This is a genomic window from Streptomyces spongiicola (assembly GCF_003122365.1).
GTDB classification, from domain to species: domain Bacteria; phylum Actinomycetota; class Actinomycetes; order Streptomycetales; family Streptomycetaceae; genus Streptomyces; species Streptomyces spongiicola.
Map to the genome: position 1 here is coordinate 4057311 of NZ_CP029254.1, position 23899 is coordinate 4081209.

The 23899-nt window shown below is 73.6% G+C and carries 23 protein-coding genes; 14 read left to right on the forward strand and 9 right to left on the reverse strand.

Going from position 1 to position 23899, the window contains the following annotated elements:
* Positions 1 to 16: 16 nt before the first annotated feature.
* Complete coding sequence (folE, locus tag DDQ41_RS17865; protein ID WP_109295384.1) at positions 17 to 622, forward strand: GTP cyclohydrolase I FolE; 606 nt, start codon at positions 17 to 19, stop codon at positions 620 to 622.
* A 149-nt stretch (positions 623 to 771) separates the two neighbouring features.
* On the opposite strand, the gene DDQ41_RS17870 is transcribed toward folE, so the two are convergent.
* The 6 genes from DDQ41_RS17870 to DDQ41_RS17900 all read right to left on the reverse strand — a co-directional run bounded on the left by DDQ41_RS17870 (position 772) and on the right by DDQ41_RS17900 (position 5556).
* Complete coding sequence (locus tag DDQ41_RS17870) at positions 772 to 1257, reverse strand: DUF3180 domain-containing protein (RefSeq protein WP_174720365.1); 486 nt, start codon at positions 1255 to 1257, stop codon at positions 772 to 774.
* A gap of 54 nt (positions 1258 to 1311) precedes the next feature.
* A complete protein-coding gene (gene folK, locus DDQ41_RS17875) occupies positions 1312 to 1899 on the reverse strand; it encodes a 2-amino-4-hydroxy-6-hydroxymethyldihydropteridine diphosphokinase (RefSeq protein ID WP_109295386.1) in 588 nt (195 codons plus the stop codon).
* Entirely contained in the window at positions 1896 to 2255 is a 360-nt protein-coding gene (folB, locus tag DDQ41_RS17880; protein ID WP_109295387.1) for a dihydroneopterin aldolase, read from the reverse strand. The genes folK and folB overlap by 4 nt, the downstream gene beginning before the upstream one ends.
* 192 nt (positions 2256 to 2447) lie before the next feature.
* Positions 2448 to 2909 carry a nuclear transport factor 2 family protein gene (locus tag DDQ41_RS17885; protein ID WP_109295388.1) on the reverse strand — a complete coding sequence of 154 codons (462 nt, stop codon included), beginning with the start codon at positions 2907 to 2909 and terminating at the stop codon, positions 2448 to 2450.
* A complete protein-coding gene (folP, locus tag DDQ41_RS17890) occupies positions 2906 to 3766 on the reverse strand; it encodes a dihydropteroate synthase (protein WP_109295389.1) in 861 nt (286 codons plus the stop codon). Before folP ends, DDQ41_RS17885 begins: the two co-directional genes overlap by 4 nt.
* A 644-nt stretch (positions 3767 to 4410) precedes the next feature.
* Positions 4411 to 5556 carry an ABC transporter ATP-binding protein gene (locus DDQ41_RS17900; protein ID WP_109295390.1) on the reverse strand — a complete coding sequence of 382 codons (1146 nt, stop codon included), beginning with the start codon at positions 5554 to 5556 and terminating at the stop codon, positions 4411 to 4413.
* A 205-nt stretch (positions 5557 to 5761) separates the two neighbouring features.
* Between DDQ41_RS17900 and DDQ41_RS17905 the strand changes: the two genes are divergently transcribed.
* From DDQ41_RS17905 to DDQ41_RS17920, 4 genes are all read left to right on the forward strand, one after another.
* Positions 5762 to 6454, forward strand: coding sequence for an ABC transporter permease (locus tag DDQ41_RS17905; protein ID WP_109295391.1), 693 nt, complete (start codon positions 5762 to 5764; stop codon positions 6452 to 6454).
* A complete protein-coding gene (locus DDQ41_RS17910; RefSeq protein ID WP_109295392.1) occupies positions 6454 to 7122 on the forward strand; it encodes an ABC transporter permease in 669 nt (222 codons plus the stop codon). The genes DDQ41_RS17905 and DDQ41_RS17910 overlap by 1 nt, the downstream gene beginning before the upstream one ends.
* 28 nt (positions 7123 to 7150) lie before the next feature.
* Positions 7151 to 8140: an ABC transporter substrate-binding protein gene (locus tag DDQ41_RS17915; protein ID WP_109295393.1), complete on the forward strand. Its 990-nt coding sequence runs from the start codon at positions 7151 to 7153 to the stop codon at positions 8138 to 8140.
* A gap of 288 nt (positions 8141 to 8428) precedes the next feature.
* Complete coding sequence (locus tag DDQ41_RS17920; RefSeq protein WP_172607804.1) at positions 8429 to 9514, forward strand: hypothetical protein; 1086 nt, start codon at positions 8429 to 8431, stop codon at positions 9512 to 9514.
* 188 nt (positions 9515 to 9702) lie between these two features.
* On the opposite strand, the gene DDQ41_RS17925 is transcribed toward DDQ41_RS17920, so the two are convergent.
* Together DDQ41_RS17925 and DDQ41_RS17930 are read right to left on the reverse strand one after the other, a co-directional pair.
* The gene (locus DDQ41_RS17925; RefSeq protein ID WP_109295395.1) at positions 9703 to 10845 is read right to left on the reverse strand and encodes an NADH-quinone oxidoreductase subunit D; all 1143 of its coding nucleotides are present in this window, start codon (positions 10843 to 10845) and stop codon (positions 9703 to 9705) included.
* 919 nt (positions 10846 to 11764) lie between these two features.
* A complete protein-coding gene (locus tag DDQ41_RS17930) occupies positions 11765 to 12760 on the reverse strand; it encodes an SAM-dependent methyltransferase (RefSeq protein ID WP_109295396.1) in 996 nt (331 codons plus the stop codon).
* A gap of 96 nt (positions 12761 to 12856) precedes the next feature.
* On the opposite strand from DDQ41_RS17930, the gene DDQ41_RS17935 reads away from it, so the two are divergent.
* Together DDQ41_RS17935 and DDQ41_RS17940 are read left to right on the forward strand one after the other, a co-directional pair.
* Positions 12857 to 14056, forward strand: a complete 1200-nt coding sequence (locus DDQ41_RS17935; protein ID WP_109295397.1) for a sensor histidine kinase — start codon at positions 12857 to 12859, stop codon at positions 14054 to 14056.
* A gap of 370 nt (positions 14057 to 14426) precedes the next feature.
* The gene (locus tag DDQ41_RS17940; RefSeq protein ID WP_109295398.1) at positions 14427 to 15104 is read left to right on the forward strand and encodes a response regulator transcription factor; all 678 of its coding nucleotides are present in this window, start codon (positions 14427 to 14429) and stop codon (positions 15102 to 15104) included.
* Between the two features lie 374 nt (positions 15105 to 15478).
* Here DDQ41_RS17940 and DDQ41_RS17945 read toward each other — a convergent pair whose 3' ends face one another.
* On the reverse strand, positions 15479 to 16795 hold the full coding sequence (locus tag DDQ41_RS17945; protein WP_109297801.1) for a threonine aldolase family protein: 1317 nt from the start codon (positions 16793 to 16795) through the stop codon (positions 15479 to 15481).
* A 248-nt stretch (positions 16796 to 17043) separates the two neighbouring features.
* On the opposite strand from DDQ41_RS17945, the gene DDQ41_RS17950 reads away from it, so the two are divergent.
* The 7 genes from DDQ41_RS17950 to DDQ41_RS17980 all read left to right on the forward strand — a co-directional run bounded on the left by DDQ41_RS17950 (position 17044) and on the right by DDQ41_RS17980 (position 23844).
* Positions 17044 to 17961, forward strand: coding sequence for a Rossmann-like and DUF2520 domain-containing protein (locus DDQ41_RS17950; protein WP_245991449.1), 918 nt, complete (start codon positions 17044 to 17046; stop codon positions 17959 to 17961).
* Positions 17958 to 18956 (forward strand): pantoate--beta-alanine ligase, encoded by a 999-nt coding sequence (panC, locus tag DDQ41_RS17955; RefSeq protein ID WP_109295400.1) that lies wholly within the window; start codon positions 17958 to 17960, stop codon positions 18954 to 18956. The genes DDQ41_RS17950 and panC overlap by 4 nt, the downstream gene beginning before the upstream one ends.
* Positions 18953 to 20782, forward strand: coding sequence for an L-aspartate oxidase (locus DDQ41_RS17960; RefSeq protein ID WP_109295401.1), 1830 nt, complete (start codon positions 18953 to 18955; stop codon positions 20780 to 20782). Before panC ends, DDQ41_RS17960 begins: the two co-directional genes overlap by 4 nt.
* On the forward strand, positions 20779 to 21804 hold the full coding sequence (nadC, locus tag DDQ41_RS17965) for a carboxylating nicotinate-nucleotide diphosphorylase (protein WP_109295402.1): 1026 nt from the start codon (positions 20779 to 20781) through the stop codon (positions 21802 to 21804). Before DDQ41_RS17960 ends, nadC begins: the two co-directional genes overlap by 4 nt.
* 4 nt (positions 21805 to 21808) lie before the next feature.
* The gene (locus DDQ41_RS17970) at positions 21809 to 22606 is read left to right on the forward strand and encodes a type III pantothenate kinase (protein ID WP_109295403.1); all 798 of its coding nucleotides are present in this window, start codon (positions 21809 to 21811) and stop codon (positions 22604 to 22606) included.
* 385 nt (positions 22607 to 22991) lie between these two features.
* On the forward strand, positions 22992 to 23639 hold the full coding sequence (locus DDQ41_RS17975) for a hypothetical protein (RefSeq protein ID WP_262508493.1): 648 nt from the start codon (positions 22992 to 22994) through the stop codon (positions 23637 to 23639).
* 13 nt (positions 23640 to 23652) lie between these two features.
* On the forward strand, positions 23653 to 23844 hold the full coding sequence (locus DDQ41_RS17980; protein WP_109295405.1) for a hypothetical protein: 192 nt from the start codon (positions 23653 to 23655) through the stop codon (positions 23842 to 23844).
* Positions 23845 to 23899: the final 55 nt, after the last annotated feature.

The following is a 23899-nucleotide window of genomic DNA, read 5'->3' on the forward strand; positions in this document are numbered from 1 at the left end:
CAGGAACGAGGCACAGATGACCGACCCGGTGACGCTGGACGGCGAGGGTTCGATCGGCGAGTTCGACGAGAAGCGCGCCGAGAACGCCGTACGCGAGCTCCTCATCGCCGTCGGAGAGGACCCGGACCGCGAGGGCCTGAGGGAGACCCCGTCGCGGGTGGCACGGGCGTACAGGGAGATATTCGCGGGACTCTGGCAGCAGCCGGAGGACGTTCTCACCACGACCTTCGACCTCGGCCACGACGAGATGGTCCTGGTGAAGGACATCGAGCTGGTGAGCTGCTGCGAGCATCACCTCGTCCCCTTCCGGGGCGTCGCCCACGTCGGCTACATCCCGTCGACCACGGGCAAGATCACCGGTCTGTCCAAGCTCGCCCGCCTGGTCGACGTGTTCGCCCGCCGTCCCCAGGTGCAGGAGCGGCTGACCACGCAGATCGCGGACTCCCTGATGGAGATCCTGGAGCCGCGCGGGGTGATCGTGGTCATCGAGTGCGAGCACATGTGCATGTCGATGCGCGGCATCCGCAAGCCGGGCGCCAAGACGATCACCTCCGCCGTACGCGGCCAGCTCCGCGACGTCGCCACGCGCAACGAGGCGATGAGCCTCATCATGGCGCGCTGATCATCGCCCCGATCGGCGGAGCGCCCCCGGGCCCGTGAGGCCGGGGCGCTCCGCCGTGCTCCGCCGTGCTCCGCCGTGCTCCGCCGTGCTCCGCCGTGCTCCGCCGTGCTCCGCCGTGCTCCGCCGTGCTGCGGCGGCCGGGACGGCCCTCAGCGCGCCGGGACCTGACCCGTGCCGTCGTCCTCGTCGTCCGGGAGCTTGCAGACCCGCTCCACGAACAGGCCCGCAGCGATCACCGCGATGCCGGCCAGGACCGAGAAGCCGGCATAGACCGCCTGGTCACGGCGTGCCGGGACGTCGAGCGAGCCGAGCAGGAAGACGCCCACACCGCCGTACACACCGCTGACGAGCGCCGCCACGAGGGCGCTCGCCTGGCCGAAGACGACAGCGCGGGCGGCCATCAGCGGCTCGACTCCCTTGGCCCCCGGACGGCGCTCCCGCTGGGCCCGCAGCCGGGCGCGCAGCGACAGCGCGGTGGCCAGGAGGATCGCGGCGATCGCCGCGAGGACGATGGGCGCGGCCAGCGGCACGCTCGGCAGCGTGCCCACCGAGTCCCACAGTCGGGCGCCGCCCCAGGACAGCACCCCGGCCGCCACGAACAGCCCGGCCAGTACCCCAAGCCGTAGTTGCTTCACCACGCGCCCCTGTGTCCTTCGTCTTGGTGCCGGAGACCCTGAAGAGGGTAACGACTACTCGGGGAGGCGGAGTTCCAGGTCCTCGCGCGGAGCGACACCCGTCCGAGCCATACCGTCCAGCAGCTCCGCGATGCCGCCCCGGCCGGGCAGCTGGGCCTCGGGCTCCACATCGTGCCAGGGTGCGAGGACGAAGGCACGCTCGTGCGCCCGGGGATGCGGAAGGGTGAGGATCGGATCGTCCGAGATCACGTCCGCGTACGCCACGATGTCGACGTCGATCGTGCGCGGACCCCAGCGCTCCTCGCGCACCCGGTGGAACGCCTCCTCGATCGCCTGGCCCCGCTCCAGCAGGGAGGCGGGCGGCAGGGTCGTCCTCACGAGCACCACGGCGTTGAGGTACGACGGCTGGCTGCCCGGCTCGACGCCCCACGGCTCCGTCTCGTACACCGGGGAGACCGCCTTGACCCGCACGCCGGGCGTGTCCTCCAGCAGGTCGACGGCGCCCTGGATCGTCTCCAACCGGTTGCCGAGGTTGGATCCGAGCGCGATCACGGCGCGTTTGGGGTTGGACAGGGTGATGTCGGCCGCGTCGACCTGCTCGACGACGGCGGTGGGCACGGGCTGCACGGTGGGGTCGCTCATGCACGGCTCCGGGTGATGGTGATGGTGACGTCGTCGAACGGGACGGTGATCGGGGCATCCGGCTTGTGCACGACGACCTCGACCTCCTGGACGCCCGCGTGCTCGAGGCACTGCCGGGCGATGCGCTCGGCCAGCGTCTCGATCAGATCCACCGGCTCCCCCTGGACGACGCCGACGACCTCCTCCGCCACCACTCCGTAGTGGACGGTCTTCGCCAGGTCGTCGTCGGCCGCCGCGGGACGGGTGTCGAGGCCGAGCACCAGGTCCACGACGAAGGTCTGGCCCTCCTCGCGCTCCCGGGGGAAGACGCCGTGGTGCCCGCGGGCCCTCAGGCCGCGCAGCGCGACACGATCCACGCGAATCACTCCTGCTGTCGTAGTCCGGCGAGCACGCGGCCGCGTGCGGGCGGCAGCAGTGCACGGATTCGAATCTACCTGCGGGCTCGGACACGGCCTGCCCGCGGGGGCCGCGGACGAGAGCGTCACCGGTCGCCGGCCACCCCTGCCCCCAGCCGCGGAAACGAACCTCCCACATGCCGGTTTACCCACTCAAGGGGTGGAATCGCCGTCCTCTTCGCCGTCCGTTTCCGCCAGAACGGGCGAACCGTGGTGTGACCAGATTCTCCACCCGTCAGGTGTGCGGCGGAACACATTGGTGGCAACGACCAGCTGCCCGACGAGGGGCCCGAGCTCGCCGGCCTCCTCCGCGGGGCCGCCGCTGAGGATGTTCTCGGTGCAGGTGACGACGGCCGTGCCGGCGAAGACGCTGACGCGCACATCGGTGAGGAAGAACTGGATGTACTCGGTGTTCGCCATGATCAGGGCGTATGAGCGGAGCACCTCGCCGCGCCCCGAGAGCACCGGCCAGCCCGGGTGCACGCAGGAGATGTCGTCGGCGTCCCCGCCGTCCAGCCAGAGCCCCGACACCTCCTCGAAGTCGCCCCGCTCCACGGCCTCGTAGAAGGCGGTGTTGGCCGCTTCGACGTTCTCGACGTCGGTACGCGAGGTCACCGGGCTCCCTCGACAGCCCGCGCGACCCGGACGGCGTCCGCCGTGGCCCGCACCTCGTGGACCCGCACCGCCCAGGCACCCTCGTGTGCGGCGATCGCGGAGACCGCGACGGTGGCCGCGTCCCGCTCGCGGGCGGGTGGCGGGGTCGCGGCGCCACCGGCCAGGACGCGGCCGAGGAACCGCTTGCGGGAAGCGGCGACGAGGAGCGGACGGCCCAGCGCTCCCAGCTCGGAGAGGTGGGCGACCAGGGAGAGGTCGTGCCCGGCCTGCTTGGCGAAGCCGAGGCCCGGGTCGACGATGATCCGTTCGGCGGCGATACCTCCCGTGACGACGGCGTCCATCCGCGCGCGCAGTTCCGCGGCGACCTCGGCGACGACGTCCCCGTACACCGCCCGGCCGTTCATGTCCTCGCTGAAGCCGCGCCAGTGCATGACGACGAACGGGACCTCCGCGGCGGCGACGGCCGGAACCATCTGCGGGTCGGCGAGCCCGCCGGAGACGTCGTTGACGAGCGTGGCGCCCGCGGCGACCGCCTGCGCGGCGACGGAGGCGCGCATGGTGTCGACGGACACCGTGACACCCTCGCCCGCCAGGCCCCGCACAACGGGGAGGACACGGCGCAGCTCCTCCTCCTCGTCGACGCGTGAGGCGCCGGGCCGGGTCGACTCGCCGCCGACGTCCACCAGGTCCGCGCCCTCGGCGACGAGGTCGAGGCCGTGTTTGACGGCGGCCGTGGTGTCGAACCAGCGGCCGCCGTCGGAGAAGGAGTCGGGCGTCACGTTGACGACTCCCATGACCGCACAGCGGTCCCACTCCGGCAGGCCCGTGGGCGTGCCCCGTGCGCGCAAGGTACTCATACGACCAGCCTAGGCCCGGTAGCGTCCCGTCCCTGCCGCTGCCCGGTCCCCACCGGTCGGCGGCCGCCCGCGCTGCTGTCCGGCCTGCCGGTCCGGCTGCCGGGGATGCCCGGTCCCACCGGTCCGCGGCTGCCCGGACACCGCCCCACCGCGCGGGCCCCCTTGTCGCGGCGGAGCGCGAGGCGGCCGAGGGAGTCGCGGCCGCCGTGCCTCGCGAGCAGCTCGCGGAGCCCGGCCCCGTCGCCCGGTGCGAGTGTCGCGGCCGGGTGTTCGGGCCGGAGGGCGAAACGGATCGTGGTGACGGATCGTGGTGACGGCGGTCGGCAGGTCGAGCGCGCCGAGCGGGTAGGCGACGGTCCAGTCGACACCGCCCTCGTATCCGACCGGTCGAGGGGGCCCTCGTACCCGACCGGCCCCTCGGAACCGAACAGGCCGAACGGGATGAATGGGATAAAGGAGACGAACAGGACGTGCTTGAGACGGTCGTCCGGCCTGGCAGCGGTTTGGTACGGGTCCCGAACGGTCCCTGCCGCGTTGACCGAGTTCTTGCCGGGTCCATGGAACGCGGCGGGCGCCTCGGCTCGGCTCGGCTCGGCCTCGTCCGGCCGGACCGTGCCGGACCGCGCCGGGTGCGTCGGCGGCGCTCAGTGCGACGGGACCCGGTCGATGTCCACGGTGGTGCGGGGGACGTCCCGGGTGTCCGCGTCGACGGAGCGGCGCAGGGCCTCGTGCAGGCGATCCGGGGTCAGCACCCCGAGGAACCGTCCCTTCTCCTCCCGGTCGACGACCGCGATCCACCCCGCGTCGTGCTGCAGCATCGTCGAGAACGCCTGCTTCAGCGAGGCTCCGACCGGCATCCGGGCGTCCATGCGCCGGGCGTGCTCGCGCACGGTGCCGGTGCGGCCCGCGTGCTCGGCGGAGATCCAGCCGTGCAACTCGCCACCCGAGTCCAGGACGACGGCCCAGGGCGCATCCAGGGCACGGGGCAGCGGGTCGTCGAGGCGGACCATGGGAGGCTGTTCGAGATCCCCCTCCTCGACCGGGGTGACCGACAGCCGCTTGAGGCCCCGGTCCGCGCCGACGAAGTCCGCCACATACGGGCCGGCCGGTGCCCCCAGCACGGCCGCGGGTGCGCCGAACTGCTCGATCCTGCCCTGCCCGTAGACGGCGATGCGGTCGCCGAGCCGGACGGCCTCCTCGATGTCGTGGGTGACGAAGAGCACCGTCTTGCGGACCGCGGCCTGGAGCCTGAGGAACTCGCTCTGCAGCCGCTCCCGGACGACGGGGTCGACGGCGCCGAACGGCTCGTCCATCAGCAGGACGGGGGGATCGGCCGCCAGGGCCCGGGCCACGCCCACCCGCTGACGCTGGCCGCCGGAGAGCTGCTCGGGGTAGCGGTCGCCGTACACGCGGGGGTCGAGGCCGACGAGGTCGAGGAGTTCGGCCGCCCGCTCGCGGCCCCGGGAGCGCTTCCAGCCGAGGAGGCGGGGCACGGTCGACGTGTTCTCCAGGACCGTTTTGTGCGGGAAGAGGCCCACCTGCTGGATGACATAGCCGATCCGGCGCCGCAGTTGTACGGGATCGATGGTGGATATGTCGTCCCCGTCCAGGAATATCCGACCCTCCGTCGGTTCGATGAGGCGGTTGACCATCTTCATGGTGGTCGTCTTTCCGCAACCGGACGGTCCCACGAGGGTGACCAGTTCACCCGCGGCGACCTCGAAGGAGAGGTCGTCCACAGCGGTCGTGCCGTCCGGGTACCGCTTGGTCACGTGCTCGAATCGGATCATGGTTCCCCATTGTGACGGGTGACGACGGGCCCTGCGCGGGGCGGTCCCGCCGGAGCAGGAGGCCCCGGGCGGCTCTCGGCTTCCCGGCGGCCGCCGGTTCCCCGGTGGCCGCGGGCTCCTCGGCGACTGTCGGTGGCGGGGGTTAGGGTCGTTCTTCGTTCGGCAAGCAGTCGAACGGGCCGGACACGAGGACGGGGGTGGGGAGATGGCGGGCCGGGACTGCCTGGTCGCCAACGACTGGATCTGCGGCGAGTACCTCCGCTCCCGCAGCCAGGAACTGGTCGACGCCACGGCGCAGCACGTCCAGATCACGGTCGCCTCGGTCGCGATCGGACTCGTCGTGGCCTTTCCGCTTGCGCTCATCGCACGCGGTCGTCCCCGGTTCGCCGGCCCGGTCCTGGGGCTGACGACGGTGCTCTACACGATCCCGTCGCTCGCCATGTTCTCGCTGCTGCTGCCCTTCTTCGGCCTTTCCGCCGCCCTGGTGGTCACGGGCCTGGTGCTCTACTCGCTGACCATCCTGGTGCGGAACACCGTGGCCGGGCTGGAGGCGGTCCCCGCGGAGACCCGTGAGGCCGCCCGCGGCATGGGCTACGGACCGGTCCGGATGCTGTGGGAGGTCGAGCTTCCGCTCGCGCTGCCCGCCGTGATGGCCGGGCTGCGGATCGCGACCGTCTCCACGGTCGCGCTCACCACCGTCGGGTCGATCGTCGGCCGCGGCGGCCTCGGCAATCTCATCGAGGACGCGCTGCCCAGCTTCTTCAAGGCGCAGGTGCTGACCGCCTCGGTGCTCTGCGTGCTCCTCGCGGTCGCCGCGGACCTGCTGCTGCTCGGCGTGCAGCGGCTGCTCACGCCCTGGACCCGAATACGTACGGCCGGAAGCCGGGAGGCCCGCTGATGGACGTGCCGGCCAGGACCTGGGCATGGCTCACCAACGGCGCCAACTGGTCCGGGGAGGGCGGAGTCTGGCACCTGCTGGGCGAGCATCTGTATGTCAGCGGGGTCGCCCTGGCGCTGGCCTGTGCGGTCGCCCTGCCCGTCGCGTTCTGGCTGGGGCATACCGGACGCGGTGGCGCCCTCGCCGTGAACATCTCGAACGTGGGGCGGGCCGTTCCCGTGTTCGCGGTGCTCGCGCTGTTCATGGTCACGCCGCTGCGCGGTGCGGGATACGTCCCGACGATCGTCGCCCTGGTCCTGTTCGCCGTGCCGCCGCTGCTCACCAACGCCTATGTGGGTATGCGGGAGGTCGACCGGTCGGTCGTCGAGGCGGCACGGGGCATGGGGATGTCGGGCGGGCAGCTGCTCGTCCGGGTCGAACTGCCCCTCGCCTATCCGATGGCCATGACCGGGCTGCGGTCCGCCGCGGTCCAGGTGGTCGCCACGGCGACGATCGCGGCGATGGTCGGGCAGGGCGGCCTCGGCCGCATCATCACGGCCGGTTTCAACACGTACGACACACCGCAGGTGGTCGCGGGCGCGCTGCTCGTGGCCGTGCTCGCCCTCCTGGTGGAGGCCGTGCTGGTTGCGGTGGACCGCATGGCCGCTCCACTCCGGAGGACCGTGTGACGACTCACTTCTTGGATGGTGAACCTTGATGGGCAAGACCTCGCGCCTCGCGGGAGCGGCACTGGGCGCCATGGCTCTGGCGGGCTCGCTCGCCGGCTGCGGCGCCGACGGCCTGGAACAGGAGAAGGGCGGTGCCGGAGCCTCGGGCGGCGGCGCGAGCGCCGGGGGCAAGGGCTCCCTGGTGGTAGGGGCGGCGGCCTTCACCGAGTCCAAGGTGCTCGCCGAACTCTACGCCCAGGTGCTGCGCGACGCCGGATACGACGCCTCCGTCACCACGGTGAAGAACCGCGAGTTGTACGAACCGTCCCTGGAGAAGGGCGAGATCGACGTCGTACCGGAATACGCGGCCACGATCGCCGAATTCCTCAACGCCAAGACGAACGGTCCCAAGGCCCCCGAGGAGAAGCCCGTCGCGTCCAGCGATGTCGGCGCCACGGTGGCCGCCCTGGAGAAGCTCGCGGCGCCCCGCGGCCTGAAGGTGCTGCCCCCCGGGGAGGCCGTCGACCAGAACGCGTTCGCGGTGAGCAGGGAATTCGCCGAGAAGAACGACCTCGAGTCCCTTTCCGATCTTGGACGGTCGAAGATCAGAGTGAGGATCGCCGCCGGGGACGAGTGCGAGGTGCGCCCGTTCTGCGCGCCGGGGCTGAAGAAGACGTACGGCATCGACGTGGCGGGGGTCGACCCGAAGGGCGTCGGCACCCCGCAGGCCAAACAGGCGGTCAAGGACGGCGAGGACCAACTGGTCCTGACCACCACGACCGACGCCACACTGGAGAGCTTCGGGCTGGTGCTGCTGGAGGACGACAGAAAGCTCCAGAACGCCGACAACGTGCTGCCCGTGGTCAACGCCGAGGACGCCGGATCAACGGAGATAGCCGACGCGCTCGGCAGAGTCACCCGGTCGCTGACGACCGAGGACCTGGTCGAGCTGAACCGCAAGGTGGACGCCGAGAGGGCGAAGCCCCGGGAGGTGGCGGAGGAGTACCTGGCGTCCAAGGGGCTGCTGGCGAAGCGGTGAACCTCCCGGCGGGCTCTGCCCCGTCCCACCCGGGGACGGCAGCGTTCGCGGTACCGGCCGGACCGTCAGTCGGTCCCGGGCGGCCGGCCCGCGGTTCAGGAGCCGCGGGCCGGGCGGGAATTCCGCGACCGGCCCCGGCGCGTCCCGGGCGCCGGGCCCGGACCGAATCGGCGCGGGGCGCGGAATACGGCTGGGTGACCCGGTACATCGAAAGCGGGGTGTTTCCGATGCGAAGAGATTGCCGGTCCGACCCCCCAATCGTCACCTACGCACGGTAAATTTCGGGCCATGCCACGTGGACGCCACCGCCATTCCCCACCTCTGCACAGGCTCCTCCCGCCCTCGGCGGTCGCCGGAGCTTCGATCCTCTGTGCTTTGGGCGCCTGGCTGCTCTCCGATCCGGTCCTGCTCCGCACCCTGGTCGCGGCCGCAGCCGTCGCAGCGGTCACCGGCGCTTTCCTCATGCGCAGTTGGGACCGGTACGCGGGCCGCCGGGTCGCCGAACTCACCCGGCTCCGTGCCAGCGACCTCTGGAAGACGGAGGAGCGCACAGCGGAACTGGAGGCCGATCTGGACGAGTCCCGCGAACTGCGGACCAAGCTCGACGCCAAGCTGCGCGCCAAGCGGGTCGAGCTGGCCGGGCTGCGCAACGAGCACGCCGCCCTGCTCCGCCGGTACGCGAACGCGGAGACCGAGCGCGCCAGCGCGCTCGAGGGCCGCAGGCAGCTCGCGATCGAGGCGGGCTCGCCCAGGGAGCTGCCCCCGGCGGGTTCCACGCCGACACCGTCCGCCTATCTGCGCGCCGCAAAGGCGCTTGACGAGCTGCCGCGCCGGGCCGCCGAGCAGCAGGCGAGGCGCACCGTCGAGGAGGCCCGTCAACGCGACATCGCCGAGCGGGCCCGAGAGGCGGACGAGTCGAAGGGGAAGCACGCGGCGGTCGCCGGGGGAGCACAGCACGCCCACCCGTCGTCCGCCGCCCCCGCCAGGCGGGTGCCGGTCGCCGCGGCGATCGTCCCCCACTCCGGGCAGCGCCGGCCCGTGCGCCCGCAGGGCGGTTTCGACTTCTTCGGCACCCAGGGTGTGAAGGGCGCCGAGGGCGCTGAGGGCGCCGGACCGGCCGGGGGAGCAGGCGGGTCCGCCGGGCCGGCCGCGGCCGCCGGGGGCGGCACCCGGAGGAAGAAGCCGGTCGCCGCCCTCGAGCCGGCACGGCTCGCCTCGGTCCAGGACGAGGACCTCGCCGACGTGGTCGGTGAGGAGGCGCTCGCACAGCGCGGTCCTACGGAGGAGCGGGCCGTGGGCGAGGTCATCGACCTGACCGCGCACGACGAGACGGAGCAGCTGGACATCGTGCAGCTGCGCAGCGCGATCTCCTGACCGGGCGGGGGCCCGGGGCGCGGCCCCGGCCGTGGAGCGCCGGGTGGCGGGAGCCGCCCGGCGCTCTCGTCGTCCTCGGTGCGGCGGGGCGCGAAGCCCGACCGGGTGTCCCGATGCCCATCCCACCCCGGCGCGGGCGGATGTCCGCCGCCGCCCCGTCGATCCGTGTGCCCTACGCCCCGCCGGGTCTACTTGTCGATGTCTCCGACCACGAAGAACATCGATCCCAGAATGGCCACCATGTCGGAGACGAGGGTGCCGGGCAGCAGTTCGGTGAGCGCCTGGATGTTGTTGTACGACGCCGAGCGCAGCTTGAGCCGGTACGGGGTCTTCTCCCCCCTGGAGACCAGGTAGTAGCCGTTGATGCCGAGCGGGTTCTCGGTCCAGGCGTACGTGTGGCCCTCGGGTGCCTTCAGGACCTTGGGCAGCCGCTGGTTGACCGGCCCGGGCGGCAGTTCGGCGAGCCGGTCCAGGCAGGCGTCCGCCAGCTCCAGCGAATTATGCGTCTGCCACAGCAGGCACTCGAACCGGGCCAGGCAGTCGCCCTCGGTGCGGGTCACCACCTCGAGGGTCTCCCGCAGGTCGGCATAGGCCAGGTACGGCTCGTCGCGCCGCAGGTCGAAGTCGACGCCGGAGGCCCGGGCGAGGGGGCCCGAGACGCCGTACGCGTGCGCGGTCCGCTCGCTGAGCACGCCCACCCCTCGGGTGCGGCCCCGGAAGATCTCGTTGCCGAGGACGAGCCGGTCGTAGACGTCCATCCGCGAACGGACCTCGGCGATCGCGCTCCTCGCCCGCCCGGTCCAGCCGGCGGGCAGGTCCTCCTTGAGGCCGCCGACGCGGTTGAACATGTAGTGCATCCGGCCGCCGGAGATCTCCTCCATCACGTGCTGGAGGTCCTCCCGTTCCCGGAAGGCGTGGAAGATCGGGGTGATTCCACCCAGTTCGAGGGGATACGAACCCAGGAACATGAGGTGGTTGAGCACCCGGTTCAGCTCCGCGAGGAGGGTGCGCAGCCACACGGCGCGCTCCGGGACCTCCATGCCGAGCATCCGCTCGACGGCCATCACGACGCCCAGTTCGTTCGAGAAGGCGGACAGCCAGTCGTGGCGGTTGGCCAGCATCACGATCTGGCGGTAGTCGCGTGCCTCGAAGAGCTTCTCCGCGCCGCGGTGCATATAGCCGATCACCGGCTCGGCCTGCTCGATGCGCTCGCCGTCCAGGACGAGACGGAGACGCAGCACGCCGTGCGTGGAGGGATGCTGCGGTCCGATGTTCAGCACCATGTCGGTGCTCTCCGCCGCGCCGCCGATGCCGATCGTCGTCTCCGTCATGGGCGACAGTATCCCCCGCGTGGGGCGGCGGCCGGGGGGCCACCTTCAGGATCCGGTGCCCTCCGGCGGTGTCCCCCGCGTGGGGCGGCGGTCGGCGCCATGCCCGGGGCCGGTGCGCGCGTGGCCGGGACGACCTCGCACGAGCCGGCCGCGGCATCCCTCCGGGACCGGTACGCGCCCGGCCCGGGACCCCGATCGCGCTCCCGGCCCGCCGGCGCGCAGGTGCCTGCCTTCCGGGGAGGGGGCCGCGCCCCGGCTTTCACGGCGCACCATCCGCGGCGTGCGCATCCTTGCGGGTGGCACCTGCCCTCGCTCCGAACCACGGTCCGTCCGAACCACGGTCCGTCCGCGCCATGACCCGTCCGTGCCAGGGCCTGTACTCTCCGCGGCCGGGTGTGCCGGTCCGCGTGAGGTTTCCTCGGGGCGGTGGGTGTGCGGTGGGTGTAGTGCGGTTCCGCCCGCCCGGTCCCGCCCGGTCCCGCCCGGTCCCGCCCGGTCCCGCCCGGTCCCGCCCGGTCCCGCCCGGTCCCGCCCGGTCCCGCCCGGTCCCGCCCGGTCCCGCCCGGTCCCGCCCGGTCCGTTCGGCGCCGGGCTGCTCCGGCACACTCACGGCCGTGCGGCGGAAGCCCGGGTGCAGTCCCGATCCGGTGGCGGTGGAGCCGGCGGTCCGGTGGGTTCTGGTCCGTTTGAATCCATTTCGGTTTAGTTCATTTGGTTTCGATGCAGTTTGGTGTGGTTCGGATCCGGCGGCGGTAGGTCCTGGTGCGGTGCCTTGATTCCCGGGCCTGGGGCCGGGGCCGGGGCCGTACGCGGCGAGCTTGCGACCTCGGCGGGCACGGCGCGCTCGGCGGCCCGGGCGGGTCGGGTGGTCGGGTGGGAGCCCGGGCCGGCGACGGCTCAGGTCCGCGCGCCGGTCCCCTCAGCGTGCCGGGACCGGCTGAAGGAGCCAGGTGAAGTCGCCGAGGCCGCCGGGCGCGGTGAGTTCGGCGGCCTCGCCCGCGGAGGCGAGCGCGCGTACGTAGGCCGTGGGGTCGGCCGAGGCCAGGGCGAGCGGCGGCCGCGCGCCGGATACACCGAGACGGTGCAGTGCCTCGCGCTGACTCACCAGCTCGGCGCCCGGCCCGGCGCAGGCGTCGAGGGCCACATGGGCCGTGATGTCGCAGCCGCCGTCCGGGACGGGGCGGACCTCGCGCCCACGGCTGAACCCGGTCAGCGTGCCGAAGGGCGGACGGTCGTCGGCGCGGTGGGCGTAGTCCACGGCGACCGCGAGCCCCGCGTCCAGGCAGGACACGGCAGCCGCCCAGGCCGCGTCGCGAGGCCGCCCGATCTCGGCGCGCGTGCCGGGATCGGCCTGCGGCCACCAGCGGTCCAGCCATGCGGCGTCGGCCCCGGCCACCGGATCCCCGAGACGTTCCTCGCCGTCGGCCCTGACCAGGACGTAGCGGGGGACACCCGAGCCGTCGACCTCGGCGACGTCCACCGGGACGTTGTCCAGCCACTCGTTCGCGAACAGCAGCCCCGAGACCCCGTCCGGCGGCCGTTCGCCCCACTCGATACGCGGGTCGAGCCCCGACGGGCGGCCCGCCCGTTCGACGGCGTAGGCGCGCACCGGGAAGCCGTCCGGCAGCGCGGCCAGCACTCCGGTCAGCAGTTCCCCGCGCCCCGCGCCGATGTCGACCAGCGCGACCTCCGCCGCCGGGGTCGGCAGCTCCTCCGCGGTCTCCCGCAGCAGCCGTGCCACCGCGGCGGCGTACAGCGGGGAGGCGTGCACGGATGTGCGGAAGTGCCCCGCCGGCCCCTCGGGCCTCCGGTAGAAGCCGTTCGGCCCGTAAAGGGCGCGTTCCGCGGCCTCCCGCCAGGGCACCCATTCCGCGCCTCCGGTGCACTCCGACTCGTTCGCCGCCTGGTACGTCACGCGCCCAAGTCTCCACCTTGGGGAGTAGCCGCCCCGGGATCGGATCGCCCCTCCGGTTGACCCGGGCGGCTCGTCGGACTGCCTACGCTGGGTTACGTGCAGCGCCTCTATGATTTTCTCCGCCGGCACCCGACGGGCGTCGACAGCTTCTGGGCTGTGGTGCTCTTCGGGTTCTCCATGCTGTGGGTCGCCCAGGAGCATGTCGGGGTCGAGCCGCGCGTGGCGCCCACCGTCATGGTGCTCCTCCTGTGCCTCGCCGTAGCGCTGCGCCGCCGGGTGCCGGAGCGGATGCTGCTGCTGGTCGCCGGGGTCGGTCTCGCTCAGCTGGTGCTGGACGTGGCGCCCAACCCGGCCGACTTCGCGATGCTCGTGCTCATCTACACCGTCGCCGCGCACGACGGACAGCGCTTGGCCTCCCACCTCGCGCTCGCCGGTGGGCTGTGCGCCGCGACACTCGCCCAGATCCGCTGGCCCGAGCCGGGCATGAGCGCGGGGACGAGGATCTTCTTCACGGTCGTCATGACCGTTCCGTTCGCCCTCGCCTGGGTGCTCGGTGACTCCCTGCGCACCCGGCGCGCCTATTTCGCCCAGCTCGAGGAGCGGGCGTCCCGGCTGGAGAAGGAGCGTGAGGCGCAGTCCAAGGTCGCCGTGGCGGCGGAGCGCGCCCGGATCGCGCGCGAACTCCACGACGTCGTCGCGCACAACGTCTCGGTGATGGTCGTGCAGGCCGACGGCGCCGCCTATGTGCTGGACGCGGCGCCCGACCAGGCCCGGCAGGCCCTGGAGACGATCTCCTCCACGGGCCGCCAGGCGCTCGCCGAGATGCGCCGGCTGCTGGGTGTCCTGCGCACCGGCGACGCACCGGAGAGCGGCGAGTACGTGCCGCAGCCGGACGTCGAGCAGATCAAGGAACTGGTGGAGCAGGTGCGCGGTGCGGGCCTGACCGTCGACTTCCGGATCGAGGGCACCCCGCGGCCGCTGCCGAGCGGTGTGGAACTCACCGCCTACCGGATCGTCCAGGAGGCCCTCACCAACACCCGCAAGCACGGCGGTCCGGACGCCGGGGCGAGTGTCCGGCTGGTCTACTTCGACGACGGCCTCGGGCTCCTCGTCGAGGACGACGGCCGGGGCGCGGCTCACGAGCTGTACGAGGACGGCGGCGCTGACGGCAAGGGCCACGGCATGATCGGCATGCGGGAGCGCGTCGGCATGGTCGGCGGCACGCTCGACGCCGGTCCGCGGCCCGGCGGCGGATTCCGGATCAGCGCGCTGCTTCCCCTCAAACCCGCCCACTAGCCTGCCGTCAACGGCCCGCCCGAACGCGCACTCTCCACTCCTTTTCGCCCCCCTTTTTCTCGAGATCAATCCACTTCCGACCGCTTTAGCCGATCTTCAATTGTTTCCAGCACTTTTAGCCCCTTTGGATCGCCTTTCCTTGGTTCGCCTTCCACCGCTTGGATGCCTTTGCCCCGGGCCTGTCGGCCCTGTCGGCCCCTGCCCGTCCGTCCGCCCCGTTCCGACGAACCCCGCCCCCCGATCCAGCCCAGCCGCCCTGCCCGCCCCCGCCCCGCCCGGCGCACTCCGCCCACCCGGTGGCAAGAACCGTCCGGCCGCAAGCCACAAGCCACGAGCCACAAGCCACAAGCCACGAGACAAGGACCCGCCCATGACCATCCGCGTGATGCTCGTCGACGACCAGGCGCTGCTGCGCACCGGCTTCCGGATGGTGCTCGCCGCCCAGCCGGACATGGAGGTAGTCGCCGAGGCCGGCGACGGGGCCGAGGCCATCGAGACCCTGCGCGCCACGGCGGTCGACGTGGTGCTGATGGACGTCCGCATGCCGAGGCTGGACGGGGTGGAGGCGACCGGCCGGATATGCGCCCAGCCCGATCCGCCGAAGGTACTGATCCTGACCACGTTCGACCTCGACGAGTACGCGTTCTCGGGGCTCAAGGCGGGTGCCAGCGGCTTCCTGCTGAAGGACGTGCCCCCGGCCGAACTGCTCGGCGCCATCCGCTCCGTGCACAGCGGGGACGCGGTCGTCGCCCCGTCCACGACACGCCGGCTGCTCGACCGGTTCTCGCCGATGCTGCCCTCCCACGGGAAGGAGCCGCGGCAGAAGGAGTTGGAGCGGCTCACCGACCGCGAGCGCGAGGTCATGCTGCTCGTCGCGCAGGGCCTGTCGAACGGCGAGATCGCCGCCCGGCTGGTGCTCTCCGAGGCGACGGTGAAGACCCATGTGGGCCGCATCCTCACCAAGCTCGGGCTGCGCGACCGGGTGCAGGTCGTGGTGCTGGCCTACGAAAGCGGCCTGGTTCGCGCGGGCGGCGGGGCCGCGTCCTGACCGTGGCGCCGGGGTGATCAACGGCTGGTTCGGGGACGGGGCACCGCGGGTGTACGGGCCGTGGCGGCCCCATCCGGCCCCATCCGGCCCCATCCGGCGCGGTCCGTGGCTGCCGTGCCGGGGCCGCGGGAACCGGATGACAGGCCCGCCGGATCGGGCCGGTAGAGCCGTGCCGGGGATCGCGCCCGCCTGGCGCGGCGTCCCCCACGGGAGAGGCGTCCCGCGCCGGGCGGCCGCGTCCGGCCGTGCCGTCGCCGCCGCTGCCGGTTCGCCGCCTCCGCCGTCGCATCTGCCGGTTCGCCGCCTCCGCCGTCACCGCTGCCGCCGGCGCGTCCGCCGGGCGGTTCCGGCGGCCGAGGGCGGGATGCCCGGTCTCAGCGGCGCCCCCGCCCGCCCCCGGCCGGCACCCGCGCCATGAAGTCCGCGAGGGCCGTCCTGACGTCGTCCGCGGACCATGACAGCCCCGGCGAGGACACCGTCACCTCCGTGGTGCTGACTCCCGGGGGGCCGGACCGGGCGGGGAACCAGTGGCGGAAGAGGGTCACCCCCGTCTCCTCCGCCTGCCGCACACCGGCCTCGTCCAGCGGGCCGGCGTCGAAGGGCAGCCACACCTGGAACTGGTGGGTGTGCGGCGGGTCCGGATGCACCCGGAACCAGGGCACTCCGGGCTCCTCCGCCAGCCCGGCAGACAGCGCCGCCGCGACCGTCCTCGCATGAGCCACGTACGACGGCAGCCTCGGCAGCTGCCGCTCCAGGCCGAGCAGTGCCGAGAGCGCCGCGGGGTACTGCTGGAAGACCTGCCCGCCGTAGCGGTGGCGCCACGCGCGCGCCTCCGCCACCAGGGACTCGGGCCCGGCCAGCACGGCGCCGGAAAGTCCCGCGAGGGACTTGTAGAACGACACGTACACGCTGTCCGCGAGTCCGGCGATCTCGTCCAGTGCACGGCCGAAATGAGTGGCGCATTCCCAGAGTCGCGCGCCGTCGAAATGCACCACCGCCTCCATTTCGCGCGCCGCCTCGACGGCCTCCACGAGTCCGTCCCACTCCGGCAGCACGAACCCGGCGTCCCGCAGCGGCAGCTCCAGCATCAGCGTGCCGAACGGCTCGTCCAGACCGCGTATCTCGTCGGCCGTCGGCAGCCGAGGCTCCCGTGTCGGGTGGACCGTGCGCAGTCCGCCGACCGCCGCCAGCGCGCCCCGCTCGTGCACCTCGGGATGGGCGAGTGGATGCAGTGCGACCGTTCGGTTTCCGGTGCGTCCGGCCCAGCAGCGAAGCGCCACCTGCTGTGCCATCGTGCCGGTGGGGAAGAAGGCCGCTGCCGGGAAGCCGAGCAGTGCCGCCACGCGCCCCTCCAGCTCCGCGACCACCCCGTCGCCGTAGAGGTCCACCTGCTCGTCCAGGTCGTGGACGGCTCCCGCGTCGGCAGCCAGGGCCGCGAGCCGCTCACCGAGCCGGGCGTCCGCCGAGCCGTGCCACAGCAGCCGGTCGGAGGCCCGCCAGGCAGCCAGCCTGCGGTGCCGCTCGGCCTCCTCGCTCCCGTCCGAGTGCTGCTCCCGTGCGGTGGCCGGGCCCGCGACGGCCGCTCTCTCCGTGCCGCCTACCGCCTCCTCCGCACGGCCTACCGCCTCCTCCGGGTCGGCGGCCGCCTCCGGGGTGTCGATGGGCAGCGTCCCCTCCGCGTTCTGATTCATGCTGCGATCATCGCCCACGTCCGGCCCCGCCATGCCGTTGTCCACAGGCCCGTGAGGTTGTGGCCGGTGCCGTCTCCACAGCCTGTGGACAAGTGGAAGCCCCTGCGAAACGCTGGCGTAGCATGGCGAGGAATCGTCCGGTACCCCCTGCGGACTGGAACGGAAGGCCGCCCGTGAACGCACCATCGCCAGCAACACCACCGGCGCGGGAGCCGGTCGACCCCCGGGACCGTCCGGCCCGCCTCGCCGTGGGTGTCGTCGGCGCCGGCCGCGTCGGCCCGGCCCTCGCCGCATCCCTCCGGCTCGCCGGCCACCGCCCCGTGGCGGTCTCCGGGGTCTCGGACGCCTCCGTGCGCCGGGCCGCCTCGATGCTGCCGGACGTGCCGCTCGTCACCCCCGCCGAAGTGCTCGCGCGCGCCGAACTGGTGCTGCTGACCGTCCCCGACGACGTGCTGCCCCAACTGGCCGAGGGCCTCGCCGAGACCGGCGCCGTGCGCCCCGGCCAGCTGCTCGTGCACACCTCGGGCCGCTACGGCGCGGCGGTCCTCGACCCCGCCCGCCGGGCCGGGGCGCTCCCGCTCGCCCTGCACCCCGCCATGACCTTCACGGGGACGTCCGTGGACGTCCAGCGGCTGGCCGGCTGCTCCTTCGGCGTCACCGCCCCGGAGGAGCTGAGGCTCGCCGCGGAGGCTCTCGTCATCGAGATGGGCGGCGAGCCCGAGTGGATCGCGGAGGCCGACCGCCCGCTGTACCACGCGGGCCTCGCCCTCGGCGCGAACCACCTGGTCACTCTGGTCGCCCAGGCCATGGAGCTGCTGCGCGCCGCCGGTGTCTCGGCACCCGACCGGATGCTCGGCCCGCTGCTCGGCGCCGCGCTCGACAACGCCCTGCGCTCCGGCGACGCGGCGCTGACCGGGCCGGTCTCCCGGGGCGACGCGGGGACCGTGGCGGCCCACGTGGCCGAGCTGCGCAGGCACGCCCCGGGTATGGTCGCCGGCTATCTGGCCATGGCCCGTGCGACCGCGGACCGCGCCCTCGCCCACGGGCTGCTCAAGTCCGAACTCGCCGAGGACCTGCTGGTGGTGCTCGCGGAGGGCCATGACTCCCGCGACGGCCGGGGCCGCCCGGACGCCCCGGAATCCCCGGACGGGGAGAGCGGTCGATGATCAACCACCTGCGCACCGCCGCGGAACTCGGCGCCCTCGCGCCGGCGTCCACGGCGCGCCGCGCCGTCGTCATGACCATGGGCGCCCTCCACGACGGCCACGCCGCCCTGATCCGCACGGCCCGCTCACTGGTCGGGCCGGAGGGCCAGGTCGTGGTCACGGTGTTCGTGAACCCCCTGCAGTTCGGCGCGGGCGAGGACCTCGACCGCTATCCGCGCACCCTCGAGGCGGACCTGAAGACCGCTGCGGAGGCAGGCGCGGACGCCGTCTTCGCCCCGTCCGCGGACGAGGTGTACCCGGGCGGCGGGCCCCGGGTGCGGATCACCGCCGGCCCCATGGGGGAACTCCTCGAGGGCGCCTCCCGGCCCGGGCACTTCGACGGGATGCTGACCGTCGTCGCCAAGCTGCTGCACCTCACCCGCCCCGACGTCGCGCTCTACGGGCAGAAGGACGCTCAGCAGCTGGCCCTGATCCGCCGCATGGTCGAGGACCTGGACTTCCCGGTGCGGATCGTCGGGGTGCCGACCGTGCGGGAGCCGGACGGCCTCGCCCTCTCCAGCCGCAACCGCTACCTCTCGCCGGAGGAGCGCCGCACCGCCCTCGCGCTGTCCCGGGCCCTGTTCGCCGCCCGGGACCGGCTCGCCGCCCAGGCCGCCCTGCGCGCCCGGGCCGAGTCCGCACCCGCCTCCAACGCCCGGGCCGCCGCGCTGTCCGCGCTCGGCGAGGCCCGGGCGGCGGCCGACGCCCACGCGGTCGCGGCGGCCCAGCCGGGTGGCGGTGCCGACGCCGTGCGGGCCGCGGCGAGCGCCGTCCTCGACGAGGCCGCGGCGTCCTCGCCGCCCCTCGAACCCGACTACCTCGCCCTGGTCGACCCGGCCGACTTCTCCGAGGTGGCGGACGACCACACCGGCGAGGCGATCATGGCGGTAGCCGCGCGGGTCGGTGCGACCCGGCTGATCGACAACATCACCCTGACCTTCGGAGCAGCCCCGTGACGAGCACCGGTATACGGCTCGACGCCCCGGCCCCGGGCTGGTTCATCGACGCCGACGTCGTCGTGGTCGGTTCCGGCGTCGCGGGCCTCACGACGGCACTTCGCTGCTCGGCCGAGGGCCTGCGCACCGTGGTGGTCACCAAGGCGCTCCTCGACGACGGGTCCACCCGCTGGGCACAGGGCGGTATCGCCGCGGCCCTCGGCGAGGGCGACACACCTGAGCAGCATCTCGAGGACACGCTCGTCGCGGGCGCCGGGCTGTGCGACGAGAAAGCCGTGCGCGCGCTCGTCACGGAGGGCCCGGACGCCGTGCGGCGGCTGATCGCGACCGGAGCGCGGTTCGACACCGACGGCGCGGGCGGCATCGCGCTGACCCGCGAGGGCGGCCACCACCGCCGCCGTATCGCCCACGCGGGAGGCGACGCCACGGGTGCCGAGATCTCCCGCGCGCTCGCCGCGGCGATACGCGAGGGCGCGGTCCGCGTCATCGAGCACGCGCTGGTGCTCGACCTCCTGACGGACGCGGAGGGCCGCACGGCCGGCATCACCCTGCACGTCATGGGCGAGGGCCAGCACGACGGCGTCGGAGCCGTGCACGCTCCCGCGGTGGTGCTGGCGACCGGCGGCATGGGCCAGGTCTTCTCGGCCACCACCAATCCGCCCGTGTCCACCGGTGACGGCGTGGCGCTCGCGCTGCGTGCCGGGGCCGAGGTGAGCGACCTCGAGTTCGTCCAGTTCCACCCGACGGTCCTCTGGCTCGGCCCGGACTCCGAGGGGCAGCAGCCGCTGGTCTCCGAGGCGGTGCGCGGCGAGGGCGCCCACCTCGTCGACGCGGCCGGCACCCGTTTCATGGTGGGGCAGCACGAGCTGGCCGAACTCGCCCCCCGGGACATCGTCGCCAAGGGCATCATGCGCCGTATGCGGGAGCAGGGCGCCGACCACATGTTCCTCGACGCCCGGCACTTCGGCGCCGGGATGTGGGAGAACCGGTTCCCGACCATCCTCGCCGCCTGCCGGGCCCACGGCATCGACCCGGTCACCGGGCCGGTCCCGGTGGCGCCGGCCGCCCACTACGCCTCCGGCGGCGTCCGCACCGACCTCCGCGGCCGTACCACCGTCCCCGGTCTGTACGCCTGCGGCGAGGTGGCCTGCACCGGCGTCCACGGCGCCAACCGGCTGGCCTCCAACTCCCTCCTGGAGGGCCTCGTCTTCGCGGAGCGCATCGCCGGGACGATCGCCGAGGCCCACCCGGCCGGTGCCGCCCGCCCCCTCCCCGCGGGAGGTCCGGGCGGCGGCCTCCCACCCGCCGCGGGCGAGGGATCGGCGCACGCCGCGGGAGCCCCGGTGGAGGGCGGCTCCCGGGGCGGCATGCCGCTCCTCGCGCCCGAGGCCCGGCGCGAGATCCAGCGGATCATGACGAACGGAGCCGGAGTGCTGCGCTCCGCGGCGAGCCTGGAGCAGGCGGCGGACGCCCTGGAGGCCCTGCGACTGTCCGCGCTGCACGAGGCCGGCGACACGGACGCCGTCGCCAAGGCCGCCGAGCCCGGCGTCGAGTCCTGGGAGGCCACCAACCTGCTGCTCGTCGCCCGTGTGCTGGTCGCCGCCGCCCGCGAGCGGACCGAGACGCGCGGCTGCCACTGGCGCGAGGACCACCCCGGGCGGGACGACGCCGGGTGGCGCCGTCATATCGTCGTGCGTCTCACTCCCGACCGCCGCCTCGACGTACGCCAAACGGCGACCGAGGCCTTCCCGCCCGCCAGCCCCGCACCCACCCTCGCCTCCGCACCCACGCCAGCCCCCACCGCCGACAGGGAGCCCCAACAGTGAGCACGCCCGAAGAACGTCCGGAACCCGTGGACGTACCGCTGATCCAGATCGGCGCCCGCGCCGCCGAAGACCAGGGCTGCGGCGACGACTGCGGCTGCGGCGACGAGGTGTACGAGTGCGGCCTCGACCCCGCCCTCGCCGGGCTCCTCGCCGAGTCGGGCCTCGATCCCGTGCAGGTCGAGGACATCGCGCACCTCGCCGTCGAGGAGGACCTGGACGGCGGCGTCGACGTGACGACCGTCGCCACCGTCCCCGAGGACGCGGTGGCCACCGGCGACTTCACCGCCCGCGAGGCCGGCGTCGTCGCGGGCCTGCGCGTCGCCGAGGCGGTCCTCTCGATCGTCTGCGCCGACGAGTTCGAGGTCGAGCGCCATGTCGAGGACGGCGACCGCGTCGAGCCGGGCCGGCGGCTCCTCTCCGTCACCGCCCGCACCCGGGACCTGCTCACGGGCGAGCGCAGCGCCCTGAACCTCCTGTGCCGCCTCTCGGGCATCGCCACCGCCACCCGGGCCTGGGCCGACGTGCTCGAGGGCACCGGTGCCCGGGTTCGCGACACCCGGAAGACGACGCCGGGCCTGCGCGCCCTGGAGAAGTACGCGGTGCGCTGCGGCGGCGGGGTCAACCACCGGATGTCGCTCTCCGACGCCGCCCTCGTCAAGGACAACCATGTGATCGCCGCGGGCGGGGTGGCCCAGGCGTTCAAGGCCGTCCGGGAGACCCTGGCCGGGCTGGGCACCCCGGACCTGCCCGTCGAGGTCGAGGTGGACACCCTCCACCAGGTCCGCGAGGCCCTCGACGCCGGCGCGGACCTGATCCTGCTGGACAACTTCACGCCCGTCGAGACCGCCGAGGCCGTCGCGATCGTCGGGAAGCGGGCGGTGCTGGAGTCCTCCGGCCGGCTCACCCTGGCGAACGCGCGTGCCTACGCGGAGACGGGTGTGGACTACCTCGCGGTCGGGGCGCTCACCCACTCCTCCGCGATCCTCGACATCGGCCTCGACCTGCGAGAGGCCGAGGTCTGATCCGATGCTGCTCACCATCGACGTCGGCAACACCCACACCGTGCTCGGCCTGTTCGACGGCGAGGACATCGTCGAGCACTGGCGTGTCTCCACCGATCCGCGCCGTACGGCCGACGAACTGGCCGTGCTCCTCAACGGCCTCATGGGCATCCATCCGCTGCTCGGCGAGGAACTGGGCGACGGGATCGAGGGCATCGCGATCTGCGCCACCGTGCCGTCCGTGCTCCATGAACTCCGCGAGGTCACCCGCCGCTACTACGGCGACGTGCCCGCCGTGCTGGTCGAGCCCGGCATCAAGACCGGCGTGCCGATCCTGATGGACAACCCCAAGGAGGTCGGCGCGGACCGCATCATCAACGCCGTCGCCGCCGTCGAGCTCTACGGGGGCCCGGCGATCGTCGTCGACTTCGGTACGGCGACGACCTTCGACGCGGTCAGCGCCCGCGGCGAGTACGCGGGCGGTGTCATCGCCCCCGGCATCGAGATCTCGGTCGAGGCCCTGGGCGTGAAGGGCGCCCAGCTCCGAAAGATCGAGCTGGCCCGCCCGCGCAGCGTGATCGGCAAGAACACGGTCGAGGCCATGCAGGCCGGTATCGTCTACGGCTTCGCGGGCCAGGTCGACGGCGTCGTGCAGCGTATGAAGCGCGAGCTGGCCGACGACCCGGAGGACGTGACGGTGATCGCCACGGGGGGCCTGGCCCCGATGGTGCTCGGAGAGTCCTCCGTGATCGACGAGCACGAGCCGTGGCTGACGCTGATCGGCCTGCGCCTGGTCTACGAGCGGAACGTCTCGCGCATGTGATCCGCCGGCTGATCCGCACCGCCCCCCCCCCGGGCGGAGCGCCCGGGGGCGCCGTATGCCACTCCGTGCGTCTGTGCGTCTGTGCGTCCGTGCGTCCGTGTTCTTGCGTCCACGTGCGTCCGTGCCTCTGCGCCCACCTGCGTCCGCGGGCCGGCTCATGTGCGGGGCGCCCGCCCCAACCGCGCCGGGCGTCCCGTACCCCGCCGTCGCGGCGCCGGGGCCGGGCCGCGGGTCGGCGCCGCCGGGCACCCGTCCGCCGCTGTACCGGGCGAAGCGCTTCCGAGGGCCGCGGCCCGTGCCGGCCGCCCCACGGTTCCGCCGCACACGCCGCGCCGGAAATGGGAAGTTAAACGAATTTTGTCCGATTAGCTCGTATCGTCGGTCCATGCCCACGCCACACGGATCCCGCGGCGGCATGGCGTTCAGTGCGGACGAACTGCGTGTGCTCCGCCGCGCTCTCGCCATCGCCCTCAATCCCGACCAGTCCCGTCGCTCCGGCCGGAGCGACGCCCCCGGTGCCCATGCCGCCCGGGAGTACCTGCGGCTCGCACAGTCCGTGGACGAGGCCGTCCGCGAGGCGGGCCGGCTGCGGGTGTTCCTGCTCGCCGACCTGGCGCGGTACCGCGACGCCCTCCCCGGCTCCGCGAGCGGCTACCTGGGACTCCTCCAAGAGGCCCTGGCCGCCGGCCACGTCCTCACTCCCGAGGACGTCGCGGCCCTTCGCTCCCTGCGCCGTGCGCCGCTGGCCGAGGCCCTCCCGGACCACGGCGGGGCTGCGGCCGAGGAGTCCCTGTCCGCCCGGGCGCCGGACCGGGCGCCGGCCGCGGACCGGGTGGCGGCCCCGTCGCGCGCACGGTTGCAGGCGCTGCCCGGCGGCCGCGCCTCCGGCGGGGACAAGCAGGAGCCCCGTCCGGCCGCTCCGAAGCCCGCCCGTCCCGCTCCCCGCCCGGACCGGCCCATCCCCACTCCGGGTGAGGTCTTCCCGCCGCGCCGCCGCCCGGCGCCCCCGCCGGAGAAGCGGGCCGCGGGATAGCTACCCTGGAGGCATGGACTACGTCGCCGCGCTCCTGCCCCCGGTCGTGATGGCCGCGTTCTTCACCGCCCTCGTCGTCACGATTGTGAAGAGCCAGGGCGGCCCCAACAAGGCCAAGGAGGACGCCGCCGTGGACGCGGCGATCGCCCGTGCGGAGGCCGGTGCCGGCCGGCCCGCACCGCCGGACCGCCCGATCGAGGCCTGACGGAGACCCGGCGGAGACCCGGCGGAGACCCGGCGGCGGTTCCCGCCGGCCGCTC

What these genes read in the sequence shown, in the direction of transcription:
- folE (WP_109295384.1), top strand. Translation starts at nt 17, where the DNA reads ATGACCGACCCGGTGACGCTGGACGGCGAGGGTTCGATCGGCGAGTTC.
- DDQ41_RS17915 (WP_109295393.1), top strand. Translation starts at nt 7,151, where the DNA reads ATGGGCAAGACCTCGCGCCTCGCGGGAGCGGCACTGGGCGCCATGGCT.
- DDQ41_RS17940 (WP_109295398.1), top strand. Translation starts at nt 14,427, where the DNA reads ATGACCATCCGCGTGATGCTCGTCGACGACCAGGCGCTGCTGCGCACC.
- folK (WP_109295386.1), bottom strand. Translation starts at nt 1,899, where the DNA reads ATGAGCGACCCCACCGTGCAGCCCGTGCCCACCGCCGTCGTCGAGCAG.
- DDQ41_RS17975 (WP_262508493.1), top strand. Translation starts at nt 22,992, where the DNA reads ATGCCCACGCCACACGGATCCCGCGGCGGCATGGCGTTCAGTGCGGAC.
- DDQ41_RS17910 (WP_109295392.1), top strand. Translation starts at nt 6,454, where the DNA reads ATGGACGTGCCGGCCAGGACCTGGGCATGGCTCACCAACGGCGCCAAC.
- DDQ41_RS17980 (WP_109295405.1), top strand. Translation starts at nt 23,653, where the DNA reads ATGGACTACGTCGCCGCGCTCCTGCCCCCGGTCGTGATGGCCGCGTTC.
- folP (WP_109295389.1), bottom strand. Translation starts at nt 3,766, where the DNA reads ATGAGTACCTTGCGCGCACGGGGCACGCCCACGGGCCTGCCGGAGTGG.
- panC (WP_109295400.1), top strand. Translation starts at nt 17,958, where the DNA reads ATGATCAACCACCTGCGCACCGCCGCGGAACTCGGCGCCCTCGCGCCG.
- DDQ41_RS17905 (WP_109295391.1), top strand. Translation starts at nt 5,762, where the DNA reads ATGGCGGGCCGGGACTGCCTGGTCGCCAACGACTGGATCTGCGGCGAG.
- DDQ41_RS17920 (WP_172607804.1), top strand. Translation starts at nt 8,429, where the DNA reads ATGCCACGTGGACGCCACCGCCATTCCCCACCTCTGCACAGGCTCCTC.
- DDQ41_RS17925 (WP_109295395.1), bottom strand. Translation starts at nt 10,845, where the DNA reads ATGACGGAGACGACGATCGGCATCGGCGGCGCGGCGGAGAGCACCGAC.
- DDQ41_RS17970 (WP_109295403.1), top strand. Translation starts at nt 21,809, where the DNA reads ATGCTGCTCACCATCGACGTCGGCAACACCCACACCGTGCTCGGCCTG.
- DDQ41_RS17900 (WP_109295390.1), bottom strand. Translation starts at nt 5,556, where the DNA reads ATGATCCGATTCGAGCACGTGACCAAGCGGTACCCGGACGGCACGACC.
- DDQ41_RS17945 (WP_109297801.1), bottom strand. Translation starts at nt 16,795, where the DNA reads ATGAATCAGAACGCGGAGGGGACGCTGCCCATCGACACCCCGGAGGCG.